We start from the raw sequence: 15,156 nt of genomic DNA, 5'->3' as shown, positions 1-15,156 counted from the left end.
CAAAATTAAACATATAAAAATCAACGAAAAACACAGCCATAAATCGGATTAGTTTTACTAATCTTATTATGTATTATTTCTCGTTTGATAAGTTCGATGTAATTGACTACTATATAGCCTGTGTTAAGGAGACGCTCAGGTCGGTCGATATCGATATCTGCAGACCTTCCTCCGCGCACAATGATTGAACTTTGTGTGGAGATATTGCTATGAAAAAATTTTTCGAACGTCTGGTTAACTGGTATAAGCCTGTTTTTGCTGAACTTTATAAGTCTCAACTGGTTTATTAATCACAATTGAACAATTGTTTGTCTTGAAGTTTTGTTAGCGCAAAACAGCCCCGTAGGTAACCCTATGGGGCTTTTTCATATCTGCAATTAATAAAAAGAGATTACCGTCTTAGTCCGGCTTTAGCCTATTAAGTGATGTAAAGTCTACATTTTGACACTTCATTACATAAGGATGTACTGAACAAAATGTAAGCTATTGAAGGTTTGTGCTTTTTACTATGAAACAAAAGTTAAATAAAAAAGGCGGGTTATAAATACCCGCCTTTTTTTCCCTTTTATAGGATGATTTTCAACCTTATCCCAGCTTCACTCTGGCGTTACGGAACATTCTCATCCAAGGGCTATCTTCACCCCAGTTTTCCGGATGCCAGGAGTTGGCGACTGTACGGAACACCCGCTCAGGGTGAGGCATCATGATGGTGACTTTGCCATCCAGGCTACAGATCCCGGACAAGCCGTTGGGCGAGCCGTTGGGGTTCTGTGGATACAAGCTAGCCACCTCACCTTTACCGTTGACATAACGCAGCGCCACAGTGCCGCTCTGCTCGGCTGCTGCCATGGCAGCAGCTGAAGCAAACTCGGCACGCCCTTCCCCGTGGGAAACAGCAATCGGCATTCTGGAACCAGCCATACCGCTGAAGAACAGCGATGGGCTTGGCTGCACTTCCACCAGGCTGAAACGCGCTTCAAAGCGTTCAGAGCGGTTACGGACAAAGTGCGGCCAATGCTCGGTACCCGGAATGATCTCCTTGAGATTGGAGAGCATCTGGCAACCATTACAAACACCCAGAGCAAAGCTGTCGGCGCGCTCGAAGAAGCGGCTGAAGTCCTCACGGGCACGGCTATTGAACAGGATGGACTTGGCCCAACCTTCACCGGCGCCCAATACATCACCGTAAGAGAAGCCACCACAGGCCACCAGTCCCTGGAACTCTTCCAGGCTAATACGGCCACTGAGGATATCCGACATATGCACATCGCGGCTTTCAAAACCGGCGCGCTCGAAGGCGGCTGCCATCTCAATATGCGAGTTGACCCCTTGCTCACGCAAGATCGCCATCTTGGGCGCTGCGCCCTTGAGGATATAAGGCGCGGCAACATCTTCTGCCGGATCAAAGCTTAAGTTGACCGTGAGGCCGGGATCGGTTTCATCCAGCTTGAGGTCAAACTCTTCACGGGCACACTCAGGGTTGTCCCTGAGCGCCTGCATTCTATAGGTGGTTTCAGACCAGAGCTTACGCAGCTCGGTACGTGAAGCACTATAAATTTCAGCACCTTGATCCTGGATACGGATGCGGCCATCGTCACTCAGCTCTGCTATCGGATGACAATCCACACCGGCATCAGTGTAAGCCTTGATAATCTCGGCGGCTTGATCTTTGCTCACCTGCAGCACGGCGCCCAACTCTTCGTTGAACAGGCGCGCCAGGGCGCTGCCGGCCAGCGCAGAAATATCCACCTTCAGACCAGTGTGACCGGCGAAGGCCATTTCCACCAAGGTGGTGAACAAACCTCCGTCACTCTTGTCGTGGTAAGCCAGCAAACTCCGCTCGGCCACCAACTGCTGAGTCACCTCGAAGAAAGCTTTCAATACGGCTGCCTGATCCAGATCCGGCGCGATATCGCCCAGCTCACCGAACACCTGCGCCAGGCAGGAACCGCCCAGACGAGTCTTGCCCTTGGCCAGATCGGCCAGCAGCAATACGGTTTCGCCTTTGTCGGTACGCAGCTCAGGGGTCACGGTATTGCGAATGTCGCGCACCGCACCAAAGGCGGTGATGATCAGCGACATAGGTGCGGTAACCGCCTTCTGCTCGCCCTTGTCTTCCCAGGCGGTCTTCATCGACATCGAGTCTTTACCCACGGGAATGGTCAGTTCAAGCTCAGGGCACAGCTCTTCGCCCACTGCCTTGACCGCCTCATAGAGGCCGGCATCTTCACCCGGGTGACCGGCTGCAGACATCCAGTTGGCCGACAGCTTAATGCGCTTCAGTGAGCCGATATCGGCACCGGCCATGTTCAACAAGGATTCGGCCACGGCCATCCGCGCCGAGGCGCCAAAGTCCAGCAAGGCCAGCGGAGTGCGCTCCCCCATGGACATGGCTTCGCCCACATAGCTGTCGAACGAGGCGGCGGTAACGGCGCAATCCGCCACAGGTACCTGCCAGGGGCCGACCATCTGATCGCGGTTCACCAAGCCGGTTACCGTGCGATCGCCTATGGTGATCAAGAAGCTCTTGTCGGCAACGGTTGGCAGAGTCAGCACCCGCTTAACGGCTTCCGCCAGATCGATGGACGCTTCATCCAGCGCCGCAGACTGCGCCTTTTGACTCACTACATCACGGCTCATCTTCGGCGGCTTGCCCAGCAAAACTTCCAGTGGCAAGTCGATAGGCTTGTTGTCAAAGTGCTCGTCGCTCAGGCTCAGGTGCTGCTCGGCAACCGCCTCGCCCACCACGGCAAATGGCGCACGCTCGCGCTCACAAATGGCGGCGAAGGTATCGATGTTTTCGGCTGCCACAGACAGCACATAACGCTCCTGGGATTCGTTACACCAGATCTCCAGCGGGCTCATGCCTGGCTCATCGGAAGGTACATTACGCAGCTCAAACTTACCGCCGCGACCGGCATCGCTGACCAGCTCAGGGAAGGCGTTGGACAAACCACCGGCGCCCACATCGTGAATAAACTGAATTGGGTTGGCATCACCCATCTGCCAGCAGCGGTCGATAACCTCCTGACAGCGGCGTTCCATTTCCGGGTTTTCCCGCTGCACCGAGGCAAAGTCCAGATCTTCACTGGACTGGCCGGACGCCATGGAGGAAGCCGCGCCGCCGCCAAGGCCAATGTTCATCGCCGGACCACCCAGTACAATCAGCTTGGCGCCTAAGGAGATCTCCCCTTTCTGTACGTGCTCTTCACGAATGTTGCCAAGGCCGCCGGCCAGCATAATAGGCTTGTGATAACCGCGCACCTCGACACCGTTGTGGCTGCAAACCTGCTGCTCATAAGTGCGGAAGTAACCCAACAGGGCCGGACGACCGAATTCGTTGTTGAAAGCGGCGCCGCCAAGAGGGCCGTCGATCATGATGTCAAAAGCGGTCACAATCCGGTCCGGCTTGCCGTAGTCCCCTTCCCAAGGCTGCACAAAGCCCGGGATCTTGAGGTTGGATACGCTGAAGCCGGTCAAACCCGCCTTGGGCTTGGAGCCGCGGCCGGTAGCGCCTTCGTCACGGATTTCACCGCCCGAGCCTGTGGCAGCACCAGGATAAGGACTGATGGCGGTCGGGTGGTTGTGGGTCTCCACCTTCATCAGAATATGCATCGGCTCTGTGTGATAGCGATAAACGCCGTCACTGTCGGGGAAGAAACGCCCGGCTTCAAAACCTGTCATTACCGCGGCGTTGTCTTTATAGGCCGACAACACATAGTCCGGGGTCTTCTCATAGGTATTCTTGATCATCTTGAACAGCGACTTGGGCTGCACTTCGCCGTCAATGGTCCAATCGGCGTTGAAGATCTTGTGACGACAGTGTTCTGAGTTCGCCTGGGCGAACATCATAAGTTCAATATCGTTGGGGTTGCGCTCAAGGCGCAGGAAATTGGTGACCAGGTAGTCGATTTCATCATCGGCCAGCGCCAGACCCATTTCGCGGTTGGCGATTTCCAGCGCCCGGCGGCCTTCGCCGAGAATGTTGACGCTGACAAAAGGCTTGGGCTCAGTGCGGGCAAACAGCATATCGGCCGCTTCAAAGCTGTCCAGAACCACTTCCATCATGCGGTCGTGCAGCAGCGCCTTGAGGCTCTTGAGCTGTTCGCCGCTCAGAGTATCGGATTCCACATAGTAAGCCAGACCGCGCTCCAAACGTTTTACCTGCTTGAGGCCGCAGTTGTGGGCAATGTCGGTGGCTTTGGAAGACCAGGGAGAAATAGTACCGGGACGGGGAGTAACAAAAAGGAGAGTGCCTTGGGGTTCGTGGGATTCGATGGCCGGACCGTAGGTGAGAATCTTACTCAACTGCGCTTGGTCATCGGGGGTGAGCGCTTCGCTCAAATAAGCCAAATGAACGTATTCGGCATAGATTTGCTTTACCGGAAGCTGAGCGGCTTCACAGGCCTGCATCAGCTTTTGCACTCTGAATGCCGAGAGTGCGGGGGCTCCGCGGATGATCTCCATCACGTCTTATCACCTTATTATTTATAATTACAGGGTCAGAGGTGGCGCTATTATAGGTAAATGCGCCCTACAAATCACCTCAGACTTTGCTCAAAACAGTGTTTCCTGTGATATAAAGTAATCCTATGGGGTAATATACCCCCCGGCGTAAAACCTCTGGCTAAATCAGCAGGAAACAGCGCTGAAAACCAATACACAATTCATTGAATTTGTTTACAAACATATCAGACATAAGGGATAAGCCCTATCCCGGCAGCAAACCATAGGCTAAAGGCTTTTACCGATAGATAATGAAACGAATTACCGCGACTCTCACCCTGATCATCTTGCTGGCCGGCTGCCGGCAACCTGTCGTGGATGAAGCTCAGGTAAGCCCGGCGGTGAAAGAAATCAAAGAGCTCAGGGTGGGTACCCTTTATGGCCCACAAATATTTGTCTCCTCTACTCAAGGAAACACTGGGTTTGACTATGAGATGGCGGCGCGTTTTGCCGACTTTCTCGGCAAGCCGCTGGAAATGAAGCCCTACGGCAATATCAGTGAGCTTTACCAGGCGCTGAAGCAAAACGAAATTGATTTGATTGCCGCCGGGCTGTCGGATACCCGCAGTCGCAGACAGCAATTTCGCCTCGGACCGCCGCTTTATCGGGTCAATCAGGTGATGGTCTACCGCGCCGGCACTCCTGTTCCCAGAGATCTCAACGCCCTGGATGCGCCAGTCACTGTAATAGCCGACTCGTCGTTTGTGGAAACCCTCAACCGACTCAAGACAGATAATCCCAACCTGGAGTGGCAACAGGTCGCAGATAAAGATAATGAAGAGCTACTGAGCATGATAGCCAGCGGCGAACTCAGCTATACCATCTCTGACTCCACCAGCATCAATATCAATCGCCGTTTTATGCCTGAGCTGAGATCCGGCCAGGTGCTGGAGCGCCAGCAGGCTGTGGTCTGGCTGTTGCCACCCAGAGGCAGCGATCAACTGATGAGCCAACTGCTGCGTTTCTGGCATCAGGAACAAAGAGATGGCACGCTGGAACACCTGGTGGAAAAGTACTTCGGCCATGTCAAACGTTTCGACTATGTCGACACCCGCGCCTTTATCCGTGCAGTGGACAGCAAGCTGCCCAAGTACCGCCATCTGTTTGAAACTTATGCCGGTGAACTCGACTGGCGCAAGCTGGCCGCCACCAGTTATCAGGAGTCGCACTGGAACCCCAGGGCCCGCTCACCGACCGGCGTGCGCGGTATGATGATGCTGACCCTGGCAACCGCCAAACAGTTGGGAGTGGAGAATCGCCTCGATCCCGAGCAGAGCATCCGTGGCGGTGCCCGCTATCTGAGCGACATTTTGGTACGCCTGCCTAAGTCTATTCCTGAGGAGGAGCGGATGTGGTTTGCCCTCGCCTCATATAACATAGGCTATGGCCATGTGGAGGATGCCCGTAAGCTGGCACAGGCCAGAGGCCTTAATCCCAGCGCCTGGAAAGATCTCAAGCAGGTATTACCCTTGCTGCAAAAGCGCAAATACTACCAGCACACCCGCTATGGCTATGCCAGAGGTAACGAGGCGGTGCACTATGTAGACAGTATCCGCCGTTACTACGACACCCTGGTGTGGATAGACAATCAAGCCAAGCAGGAAATGCTGGCTAAAGAACAGGCCCAGCAAGAAACCCAGGCTGAGGTGCAACGACAGAGCGAGGAAGCAACCGATCTCAGTGGCGCCCAGCCCGACTGAAAACCCTGCAGACCACTCATTTTCGCGTCAAACAGTCTGGCTATTATACACAACGCGCCATTTGGGGCTGGCGCAAGCTTAAATAAGCTGTTAGCTTGTCATTGCTGCAAAAAACTTACGAACACACCTTAAGGTAAGCTTATGAAAAGAAAGACTATTAATAATGCAATGGCCCGTCGTCGTAGCCTGGTTAAAACCCGTCACAAGCGTATTCTCAACCGTCACAAACTCTTCTTCAGTTTTCTGCAGCAGGCGGATTAAGCTTTCTTGCTTGCCTCAACGCTTTTTGCTCCTGTCTGCGGCGCCTGAAAAACGCACTCAACTGTTCGCTGCACTCCTGTTCCATCACCCCGCCGCTAACGGCCAACTTGTGATTGAACAGGGGATGACGCACCAGATCCAACACTGAACCAGCCGCGCCAGTTTTAAGATCGGCAGCCCCGTATACCAATCTCCCCACCCTGGCATGTACCATGGCACCAGCGCACATGGCGCAAGGCTCCAGCGTCACATAGAGGGTTGTATCCAACAGACGGTAGTTTTCCAGTTGACCGCCTGCCTGCCTGAGACAGAGAATTTCCGCGTGGGCACAGGGATCATTGGCGGCAATAGGTTGGTTCCAGCCGCAGGCAATAAGCTGGTCATCTTTAACCAACACAGCTCCGACCGGTACTTCACCGAGAGCTTCCGCCTTTTGCGCCATCTCCATGGCCAATTGCATCCAATGTAAATCGCGATTCTCTGTCATTCTATCTGTCCGTCGTCAATGCGGCGCCAGAGTATAATACGTTTCCTGCTATAAGTTTAAGCCTAACCTACTCACCCTTTTGTTGACTCTATAACGGCATCATTTTGAGCCAACTCAACAAAACACCTTGGTGAAATAAACATATGGCTGACAATCTCTCTTGAATTAGCTAAAAAACACCTATCCCTACCAGATCATATCCGTATGAATGAACAGCAAACCCGAATTCTTACCACAATGAGACCAGTACAAAGTAATTAACACCCAAGCAGCAAACTCATGTCCGCTTAAAGTTACAGCCGTAATATAATGGCTTTAACTAAAAGACCTGTGATAGTGAGTATCTTTTATAATTCAAGGTATTCAGAGGCTCAAACTGACACCGACAAAGAAGGCGCGCCCTTGCAGTATCATATCACTGTTGGTGTCTTCCTCAGCCGGTTGCTCATCGGTAAAGTTGGTAACCCCGGCACGTAGTTTCAGGTGATCGTTTAGCCGATAACTGCTGCCGATATCGAAGCGGCTGTAGCCATCCTGACGCACGGCACTGCTATCCAGATATGAACCGAAATAGTTACCGGCAACATACAGCTGCCAATCGTCGGTGAGATACCAATCCAGTTGCACATTGGCACTCTGGCGTGGGCGACCGGTGAGTTCACCGCCGTCACCTGTCTCGGTATCGAGATAACTGTAGTTTGCCTTGAGGCCGAGATCTGCTGTGATATCCACGCTGGCGGTCAACTCTACCCCTTGCAAAGTTACCTTGGACTCGTTGTAGTAAGTACGGGTTGGGCTGGAGCCATCCCAAGCCGAAACAGTGATCAGATCTTCCACCTTGTTATGAAACAGGGTTGCTGACAGCTCGTAGGAAGGCTGACTCCATAAGGCTGCCAGCTCATAGTTGACACTGGTTTCGGGCTCAAGATCCGTATTGCCCACTACAGTACAAGCGCCGCGGCAACTGACTGAAGAGAAAGTCGGAGATGATTCAAACAGTGCCGGCGCCCTGAATGCCGTGCCAACACCGCCTTTAAGCACCAGTGCATCAGAGGCACGGTAAACCAGATATGCCCTGGGGCTGAAATGGCTGCCGTACTTTTCGTTGTCTTCGTAGCGGCCGCCGAGGGTCAGGGTGAAATCATCCAGGAAATCGAACTGATCCTGAATAAACAGCGAGTATTGTTCAACACTGTCACCACCGGTAAGCGGATATTGCACGGGATCGTCGACTTCAGTTTCAAAGTACTCGGCGCCGACTGTCCAGTCCTGCTGCCACAGGTTAAAGAAGGCCGAGCCTCTGAAGGTAGTGTTTTTCTCTTCGATGTCGCGTCCCAAAGGGGGCTGCAGCGAATAGCGGCTGTTATAGTCGTAGATATCCGACTTTTCAAGGTTGGCCAAAAGCTCAGTGCCACCCCAGCTCCACTCGCCTTTGTGAGTCAGAGCAAAGGTGTTGCGCTCTATCTTCTGCTCGCGTTTTGAATTGGCGGCAAAGGTGGTTAAGGGCACCTTGTCATTATCGTATTGATAATCCAAGTCCAGCGATTGATTGTCTGCCAACTGCCAGGTGAGCGAGCCATAGAGCTTGCGAGTCTTGCGCTCTTCTATGGTGTCCTGATTCGGGGTCAGCTCGGGCATCAGCCAGGCGTCCTGCTCAGCCATCTCTGCGGTGAACATCAGCCCCAGATTATCTGTGAGTTTGCCCGAGCCAAACAGGTTGGTACGGCTGCGATCGCCGCCCTCGCCGTCCTGCATCCAACTGTACTCGCTGTCGAGTACCAGTTGCCAGTCATCATCTGGCGCCTTGGTAATCACGTTGATGACCCCGCCAACCGCATCTGAACCATAGAGAGCCGACATGGGGCCGCGAACAATCTCCACCCGGGAGATGGCGTCGATGGGGATAGCGGTCAAGTCAAAGTTACCACCGCGCCACAGACCATTGGAAGAAGAAACCCGTTTGCCGTTGATCAACATCAATATATAGTCTTCATCCATACCACGGATATAGATGCTATTTCGGCCCGAGTCGTTGGTCACCACATTGACGCCGACGCTGTTTCTCAGCACATCCCCCAGATCTTTGACCGGCATCAGCTTAATCGCTTCGGCATCGATCACCGAGATTGAGGCAGGTGCAGTACTGAGTTGCTGATCCTTGGCACTGGCGGTAACGACCATATGCTCCATTTCACCTTCATCTGCCTGGGTATAACCACTGACAGCCATGGCGATCAGGCTCAAGGTAAGCAGTTTACGGCACTTATCCAGTTTCATTCTATTCCCCCGATTATCGCGGCGAAGATTGCGCCCTATAGCTTGTTGCTTTTGGGTAAATCCAGGTAAAGCCCCTGGTTCCATAGCGCGAAAAAGTAGCATAATTCTTACAATATAGGAATGATATTAGTTATCATTTACAATATAATGTGCGAATGTGGGCCAGGCCACTCAAAAGCCCATCAGGGCTGAATTTCAAGCTGAAAATATCACCTTTACCGAGTAAATATTTCGATGAAAAAAACACTGTTTATCCCTCTGACGCTATTGTTCGGTATGCTGGTAGGCTGCAGCGCCCAAAGCCTGGACAAAGAAGGCGCCGGGAAACAACAGCGATTGACGCTGAACTCCAACATATTAGGGGAATCGCGGGAAGTATTACTGCGCCTTCCCAAACACTGGGACGCCAGGCAGAGCAAGAGCTTTGCCCGTTATGTGATTCTGGATGCCGAGCAGCAGTTTGAGCATCTTGCGCCCATGCTGGATTATCTGGCTTCGGGGGTAAATCCTGCGATACCTGAAGGCGTCATAGTTGGCATCATCAACCGTAACCGTATTCGGGACTTCACTGCGGTGAAACTGGAAACACTACCCGGTGGTAGACCCGCAGGATCGCTTTATCAGCAATCGGGGAATGCCGGCGCTTTTCTCGACTTTCTCGACCAGGAACTTAACCCCTGGCTGAATGCCAGACTTGGGCAACCCGGCCCTACTGTGCTTATTGGTCACTCTTTTGGAGGCTTGTTGGCACTGGAGGCGCTGCGCCGACAACAGCCTATGTTCAATGCTTACCTGGTGCTGGATGCCAGTCTCTGGTACGACAGCCCAACTTATGCCGATGAGCTCGAGCAGGCACTCACTCAGGGCAAGCTAACAGGCAAGCCCCTGTACATGGCGATAAGTAACCAGGCTACCACCCCCGGACTTGGCCGCAATGACTACCACAAACAGCGAAATCTGGCGCTGGCCAAACATCTGTCGGCACTGCCGTCTCAGCAACTTATATTTCACAGTGAGTTCTTCAGTGACGAAGATCACCACTCCCTGCCTCACATAGGTGTCTATCAAGGTATTCGCTGGCTGATGCACTCGCAACAGTTGGATATTTACGCCGAGGATTTCAGCGTGACTGAAGTGGTCAGTCGCTTCAAGCACTTGAGCAAGAGCCAGGGAATTGAAATCAAGCCTCAGTATCATGCACTCAAAGGCTTGCTACGCCAGGCACAAAGACAAAAGCTTGCTCAACAGCAGCGGATATTGACCCAGCTTGTCGAGCATTATTACCCCGGCTCCACCCTCGAATGACTCATACGTAATTCAATGGCAACAAAAAAAAAGCGGCACCCCTGAGGTTGCCGCTTTTTCAAGATTTGAGCTGCCTGGCTGAGGCCTAATCCAAAAACGCTTCTTCGTCTTTCTCTACCGGAAGTGATTCAATCACTTCATCCTGCAGTTGGTAGTAAGCATCTTGGTACTCATGAATTTCCATAACAACTCCAGTCTATTCTGTAGGGTACAGGGCGTATCTTTTTCTTGGTTTCCTGTTAAGTTCAGGTTCCGACGACACTTTATGCCCGATTCCGGCTTTTCGGAGCCTTAGGTGTTTCCCCTAAGGCGGCGCCAGTATAACAGGGCTAGAGAAGGAGTTACAGAAAACTTTCACTTTCGTTACCCCAAACTGGTAAAACTACCTTCAAAAGCTCAGATACCCACCAGTTATGTAGGAAGCACTGAAAGACTTTCAGTTTTTTATGCCCCTGGGTTCTGAGGCGAAATTTTTTAAACACATTGGGTCTAGCGGCGGGCGCTGCAACTGCTATTGCTTAAAGGAGGCCTCCCCGGCCCGTAAATCAGCAAGAGGACGACGCCATGAATCATATTGTCGACTTTGAAGCACGAACCCTCGCCACCCTGCTGGCCAGTGGCGATATATTGGGAATGCGCATGTTTATGGAAAGGATGCAGATGCCCTTGGATGTCCAGGACAGGCTACTGCACCAGGTATCCTGCTTGAGCAGTTTTGATGCCGAAGGCATAGCCGCCCTGTTGGAAGAAGGCGGCCAATCCCTGATCTCTGAACGGCTCGGTTATTGAGTGTTAGAGTCCGGTTCTCCCTCATAGCGATACAGCAACACCTTCAATGCCCTGTCAGGATCCCGGTCTGCAAAGGCCGGTGGGTTATCCAGCTGTTTAACAAACTCAAGTTCTGGTGCGGCGTCACTGACCTGGTTCTGTAAAAAAGCTCTGTCCAGCTCAGGTGCATTGAGACAGAGCAACAGCTCGGCCCCCGGGTTCAAGAGTTGCGGCAGATGACGCAGCAATCGCAGATAGTCTTTGGTTGCCACAAAGCTGCCCTTTTGATTGCTGGGCGGATCGACAATCAGCAAGTCATAGGGCCCGAGTTTTTTAAGTTTGCCCCAGGACTTGAAGATATCATGCCCCAGAAAGCGGGCACCGGCAGTAAGGCCATTGAGCAAATGGTTTTGCTTGCCGATGGCCAGCGCCCCTTTACTCATATCCATATTGACCACCTCATCGGCGCCGCCCTTGAGGGCCGCCACCGAGAACGCACAGGTATAGGCAAACAGATTCAATACTTTCCGCTGAGCACTGTTGGCCATCACCCACTCGCGGCCGTTTCGCATATCCAGAAATAAACCATGATTCTGGCCACGCAGCAGATGCAACTGATAACGGCAACCAAGCTCGCTGGCCAGATGTAGCTCGGGGATCTCGCCGGCAATGAGCTCGGTGCGGGTCTGCCCGGCGGCGCGGTATTGATAGACCAGATTCAGTGCCAATCCCAAAGCTTGCCAGCGTAATTGCAGACGCTCGGTAACCAAGGCCAGCTCTTCCGGCGTCAGGGGTTTAAAGGCGGTCAGTAACACCACAGGCTCAAACCAATCCAGGCATAAGTGCTCGGCGCCGGGATAACGGCCGCCGCGACCATGAAACAAACGGCCACACTCATCGCCTGGAGTCAGGTCGGTGATGGCTTCCAAAAATAACTGCATGAAATCCTCAACTTCTTATTTCTGCCTTTATTCGGCATCGGCTGCCGCTTCATTATCGGCATTTTCCCGCACGGCAATACTGGCCTCGTCCGAGAGCAAGATTGCCAACCAGTTGCCACTCTGGCTCGATTCCAGAGCTATCTTGACTATCATGGTAAGCGGCACGGACAGCAACATGCCGACCGAGCCCAGGAGCCAGCCCCAGAAGATCAACGACAGGAAAACCACCAGAGTAGATAACCCGAGGCCACGTCCCATAAATCTGGGCTCTACCAGATTGCCCATCACCATGTTGGTCGCCAGATACAGGGCGGCAACCCCACCGGCACCCGCGGTGCCCAGCTGCACAAAGGCCAGCAGTACGGCAGGAATGGCGGCGATGATAGAGCCGATATTGGGAATATAGTTAAACAAAAAGGCCACTACGCCCCAGAGCAGCGCATAATCCACCCCCATCAGTGCCAGACCGACACCGACAATAATACCGGTTGCCAGGCTGACCAGGGTCTTGATCACCATATATTGGTTCACCGAGTGCAAGAAACGCTCAATCTGGGACAAACGCATATCAGGGTCATCCAGCGCCAGATGCACCTTACGCGGCAAAGATTGTGCCTCAAACAGCATAAAGACTATGGTGAGCACTATCAGAAACAGGTTGGCCATCACATTGCCCACGCCGGAGAGCGTATTGGTGGTCAAAGACAAGGCCATGCCGGGGTCCAAATAGGTCAACACCTTGTCTTTGGAGATATGGATATTCAGCTCCTTGAGCTTGTCCAATATCCAGGCAAATTGCTCCACCAGCTGTGAGCGGTATTGCGGCAATTGCTGGGAAAACTCATTGATGGAACTGCCCACTACAGAAGCCAGCCAGAGCCCGAGCAACAAAATAATCGCCACCAGCACAAATACAGCCAGGGCGCGGGGCACGCGATAACGGCTCAAGGCATTGATCGCCGGGCTGCAGATAACCGCAATAAAAGCCGACAACACAAAGGGCACCACTATGGCGCTGGCGGCCTTAATTCCAGCCAGTACTATGACCAGGCAAGCCATGATAGCGAATCCTTTCAGCGCCATGGACGGACGGTAGGCTGATGACATAATTGAAATTCCTTGTTGTTCTCTGTCACAATCAGCCGTTGCATCAACAACAAAAAGTAGTGACATGATGAAACCCGAACTAGCTATTATACGCATTAAAAACCTGCGCCTGCGCACTTTTATCGGTATCAAGGAAGAGGAAATCAACAACCGTCAGGATGTGATCATCAATGTTTGCATCCATTACTGCGCCGACAAGGCGCGCAGGAGTGATGATATGGAGCACGCGCTCAATTATCGCACCATCACCAAGGCGATCATTAACCTGGTGGAGGACAACCGTTTCTCCTTGCTGGAGCACCTCACTGGTAAAGTGCTGGAAATAGCCAGCGAACATGAATGGGTAGAGTACGCCAGCGTTGAAATCGACAAGCCTCACGCCTTGAGGTACGCCGACTCGGTTTCACTGCAGCTGAACTACCGTAAACCGGCGTAAGCCAGTCTATACTCTGGAGAAACATTCAATAAGTCAGGGAGAAGGCATGAATATTTTGCTCACAGGTGCAACCGGATTTGTCGGTTCAGAACTGGCGCAGCGGCTGGCAAAACGTCATAGGCTGACTATTTTGAGCCGCAACCCCGCGGCGGCAGAGCAAAAGCTGGCGCTGGCACAGACCCGGTACATAGATTCGCTGCAAACACCAGGACTGCTTGAGGAGATAGATGCCATCATCAACCTCGCCGGTGAACCCATAGTTTCTAAACGCTGGAGCAATAAGCAGAAACAGCGGATCTGCCACAGCCGCTGGGACATCACAGAGCAGTTGGCTAGGCTTGTCCGCAACAGCCAAAAGAAACCCCAAGTTTTTCTCAGCGCCTCGGCGGTGGGTTTTTACGGCCGTCAGGGGCCGGAGCCCATAGACGAAAACGCCACGCCCCATGATGAGTTCAGCCACAGGGTCTGTGCCCAATGGGAGCAAAAAGCCCTGGCGGTTGCCGATCTCACTCGGGTCTGTATCTTTCGCATCGGCATAGTACTTGGCAAAGATGGCGGCGCCTTGGCCAAGATGCTGCCGGCCTTCAAACTGGGCCTTGGTGGCCCGATTGGCCATGGTCGTCAGGGAATGAGTTGGATCATGCGCGAAGACTTGCTGCGCCTTATTGAATTTCTGCTGGAAAATGAAACCTGCCGCGGCATATACAATGCCACCGCGCCGCAGCCTGTCAGCAATCGCGACTTCAGCAAGGCTCTCGGCAAAGCGCTGCACCGCCCCGCTTGTCTGCCGGCACCGGCATTGGCGCTGCAACTGGCAATGGGTGAGATGTCGACCCTGCTGACCGAAGGCCAGTTTGTATTACCGGTTCATGCCCAGGCCGATGGTTTTGAATTCAACTACCCGGAAATCAACCACGCGATGAAGAACTTATTCGATTAGCACCTGACAAGGAATAAGGTCAACGTATCCTCAACCTTTGAATTCACCAGTAAAGAATCCACCTTCTGAAGAAGGTGGCTTTATATATGCCCCCTCAAAGGGGGCGTTGTTTACTCCAGCGTTAACTGAGTTTGCTCCTGCTTTTCTTCTTTCTCTTGATGCCGGACATAACGCCTTATTATCTCTTCATTTATTCCAACCGTATTGACAAAGTATCCTCGCTGCCAAAAATGGTTACCCCACATTTTGTTCTTCCTCAAGTATGGATATTTACTAAATAGTTTTAGTGCTATTTTGCCTTTGAGCGCTCCCATCAGTCTTGATATCGATAACTTTGGCGGAACTTTTATAACTAAATGAACATGGTCTACCTGAACATTTAACTCTACTACTTTGCACCCAAGTTGCTCACTGTAAACGTGAATACA

The 15,156-nt window shown here is 52.5% G+C and carries 11 protein-coding genes; 5 read left to right on the top strand and 6 right to left on the bottom strand.

The window, feature by feature from the left end; genetic code table 11:
* Positions 1–585 precede the first annotated feature (585 nt).
* Positions 586–4,467: a phosphoribosylformylglycinamidine synthase gene (purL, locus tag AYI96_RS00055; RefSeq protein WP_144360855.1), complete on the bottom strand. Its 3,882-nt coding sequence runs from the start codon at positions 4,465–4,467 to the stop codon at positions 586–588.
* A gap of 290 nt (positions 4,468–4,757) precedes the next feature.
* On the opposite strand from purL, the gene mltF reads away from it, so the two are divergent.
* On the top strand, positions 4,758–6,206 hold the full coding sequence (mltF, locus tag AYI96_RS00050) for a membrane-bound lytic murein transglycosylase MltF (RefSeq protein ID WP_144360741.1): 1,449 nt from the start codon (positions 4,758–4,760) through the stop codon (positions 6,204–6,206).
* Positions 6,207–6,441: 235 nt separating this feature from the next.
* Here mltF and tadA read toward each other — a convergent pair whose 3' ends face one another.
* Together tadA and AYI96_RS00040 are read right to left on the bottom strand one after the other, a co-directional pair.
* Positions 6,442–6,954 (bottom strand): tRNA adenosine(34) deaminase TadA, encoded by a 513-nt coding sequence (gene tadA, locus AYI96_RS00045; RefSeq protein ID WP_039032766.1) that lies wholly within the window; start codon positions 6,952–6,954, stop codon positions 6,442–6,444.
* A 363-nt stretch (positions 6,955–7,317) separates the two neighbouring features.
* On the bottom strand, positions 7,318–9,231 hold the full coding sequence (locus tag AYI96_RS00040) for a TonB-dependent receptor domain-containing protein (RefSeq protein WP_186299977.1): 1,914 nt from the start codon (positions 9,229–9,231) through the stop codon (positions 7,318–7,320).
* Positions 9,232–9,465: 234 nt separating this feature from the next.
* Here AYI96_RS00040 and AYI96_RS00035 point away from each other — a divergent pair, with 234 nt between their 5' ends.
* Positions 9,466–10,536 (top strand): alpha/beta hydrolase, encoded by a 1,071-nt coding sequence (locus AYI96_RS00035; RefSeq protein ID WP_144360739.1) that lies wholly within the window; start codon positions 9,466–9,468, stop codon positions 10,534–10,536.
* Between the two features lie 564 nt (positions 10,537–11,100).
* On the top strand, positions 11,101–11,325 hold the full coding sequence (locus AYI96_RS00030; protein WP_071475964.1) for a hypothetical protein: 225 nt from the start codon (positions 11,101–11,103) through the stop codon (positions 11,323–11,325).
* Here the strand turns inward: AYI96_RS00030 and AYI96_RS00025 are convergent.
* Both AYI96_RS00025 and AYI96_RS00020 read right to left on the bottom strand, forming a co-directional pair.
* Positions 11,319–12,245 carry a class I SAM-dependent methyltransferase gene (locus AYI96_RS00025; protein WP_144360738.1) on the bottom strand — a complete coding sequence of 309 codons (927 nt, stop codon included), beginning with the start codon at positions 12,243–12,245 and terminating at the stop codon, positions 11,319–11,321. The two genes, AYI96_RS00030 and AYI96_RS00025, sit on opposite strands and share 7 nt — an antisense overlap.
* A 27-nt stretch (positions 12,246–12,272) precedes the next feature.
* Complete coding sequence (locus AYI96_RS00020) at positions 12,273–13,352, bottom strand: AI-2E family transporter (RefSeq protein WP_039032762.1); 1,080 nt, start codon at positions 13,350–13,352, stop codon at positions 12,273–12,275.
* 67 nt (positions 13,353–13,419) lie between these two features.
* On the opposite strand from AYI96_RS00020, the gene folX reads away from it, so the two are divergent.
* Positions 13,420–13,788: a dihydroneopterin triphosphate 2'-epimerase gene (gene folX, locus AYI96_RS00015; RefSeq protein WP_039032879.1), complete on the top strand. Its 369-nt coding sequence runs from the start codon at positions 13,420–13,422 to the stop codon at positions 13,786–13,788.
* Positions 13,789–13,834: 46 nt separating this feature from the next.
* Positions 13,835–14,728 carry a TIGR01777 family oxidoreductase gene (locus AYI96_RS00010; protein WP_144360737.1) on the top strand — a complete coding sequence of 298 codons (894 nt, stop codon included), beginning with the start codon at positions 13,835–13,837 and terminating at the stop codon, positions 14,726–14,728.
* A 110-nt stretch (positions 14,729–14,838) separates the two neighbouring features.
* On the opposite strand, the gene tnpA is transcribed toward AYI96_RS00010, so the two are convergent.
* On the bottom strand, positions 14,839–15,156 hold a 318-nt coding region (gene tnpA, locus AYI96_RS00005; protein WP_144360736.1), incomplete at its 5' end, for an IS200/IS605 family transposase.

Source organism: Shewanella sp. MSW (assembly GCF_007636515.1).
GTDB classification, from domain to species: domain Bacteria; phylum Pseudomonadota; class Gammaproteobacteria; order Enterobacterales; family Shewanellaceae; genus Shewanella; species Shewanella indica.
This window is presented reverse-complemented; position numbering and strand designations above follow the sequence as displayed.

What these genes read in the sequence shown, in the direction of transcription:
- purL (WP_144360855.1), bottom strand. Translation starts at nt 4,467, where the DNA reads ATGGAGATCATCCGCGGAGCCCCCGCACTCTCGGCATTCAGAGTGCAA.
- mltF (WP_144360741.1), top strand. Translation starts at nt 4,758, where the DNA reads ATGAAACGAATTACCGCGACTCTCACCCTGATCATCTTGCTGGCCGGC.
- tadA (WP_039032766.1), bottom strand. Translation starts at nt 6,954, where the DNA reads ATGACAGAGAATCGCGATTTACATTGGATGCAATTGGCCATGGAGATG.
- AYI96_RS00040 (WP_186299977.1), bottom strand. Translation starts at nt 9,231, where the DNA reads ATGAAACTGGATAAGTGCCGTAAACTGCTTACCTTGAGCCTGATCGCC.
- AYI96_RS00035 (WP_144360739.1), top strand. Translation starts at nt 9,466, where the DNA reads ATGAAAAAAACACTGTTTATCCCTCTGACGCTATTGTTCGGTATGCTG.
- AYI96_RS00030 (WP_071475964.1), top strand. Translation starts at nt 11,101, where the DNA reads ATGAATCATATTGTCGACTTTGAAGCACGAACCCTCGCCACCCTGCTG.
- AYI96_RS00025 (WP_144360738.1), bottom strand. Translation starts at nt 12,245, where the DNA reads ATGCAGTTATTTTTGGAAGCCATCACCGACCTGACTCCAGGCGATGAG.
- AYI96_RS00020 (WP_039032762.1), bottom strand. Translation starts at nt 13,352, where the DNA reads ATGTCATCAGCCTACCGTCCGTCCATGGCGCTGAAAGGATTCGCTATC.
- folX (WP_039032879.1), top strand. Translation starts at nt 13,420, where the DNA reads ATGAAACCCGAACTAGCTATTATACGCATTAAAAACCTGCGCCTGCGC.
- AYI96_RS00010 (WP_144360737.1), top strand. Translation starts at nt 13,835, where the DNA reads ATGAATATTTTGCTCACAGGTGCAACCGGATTTGTCGGTTCAGAACTG.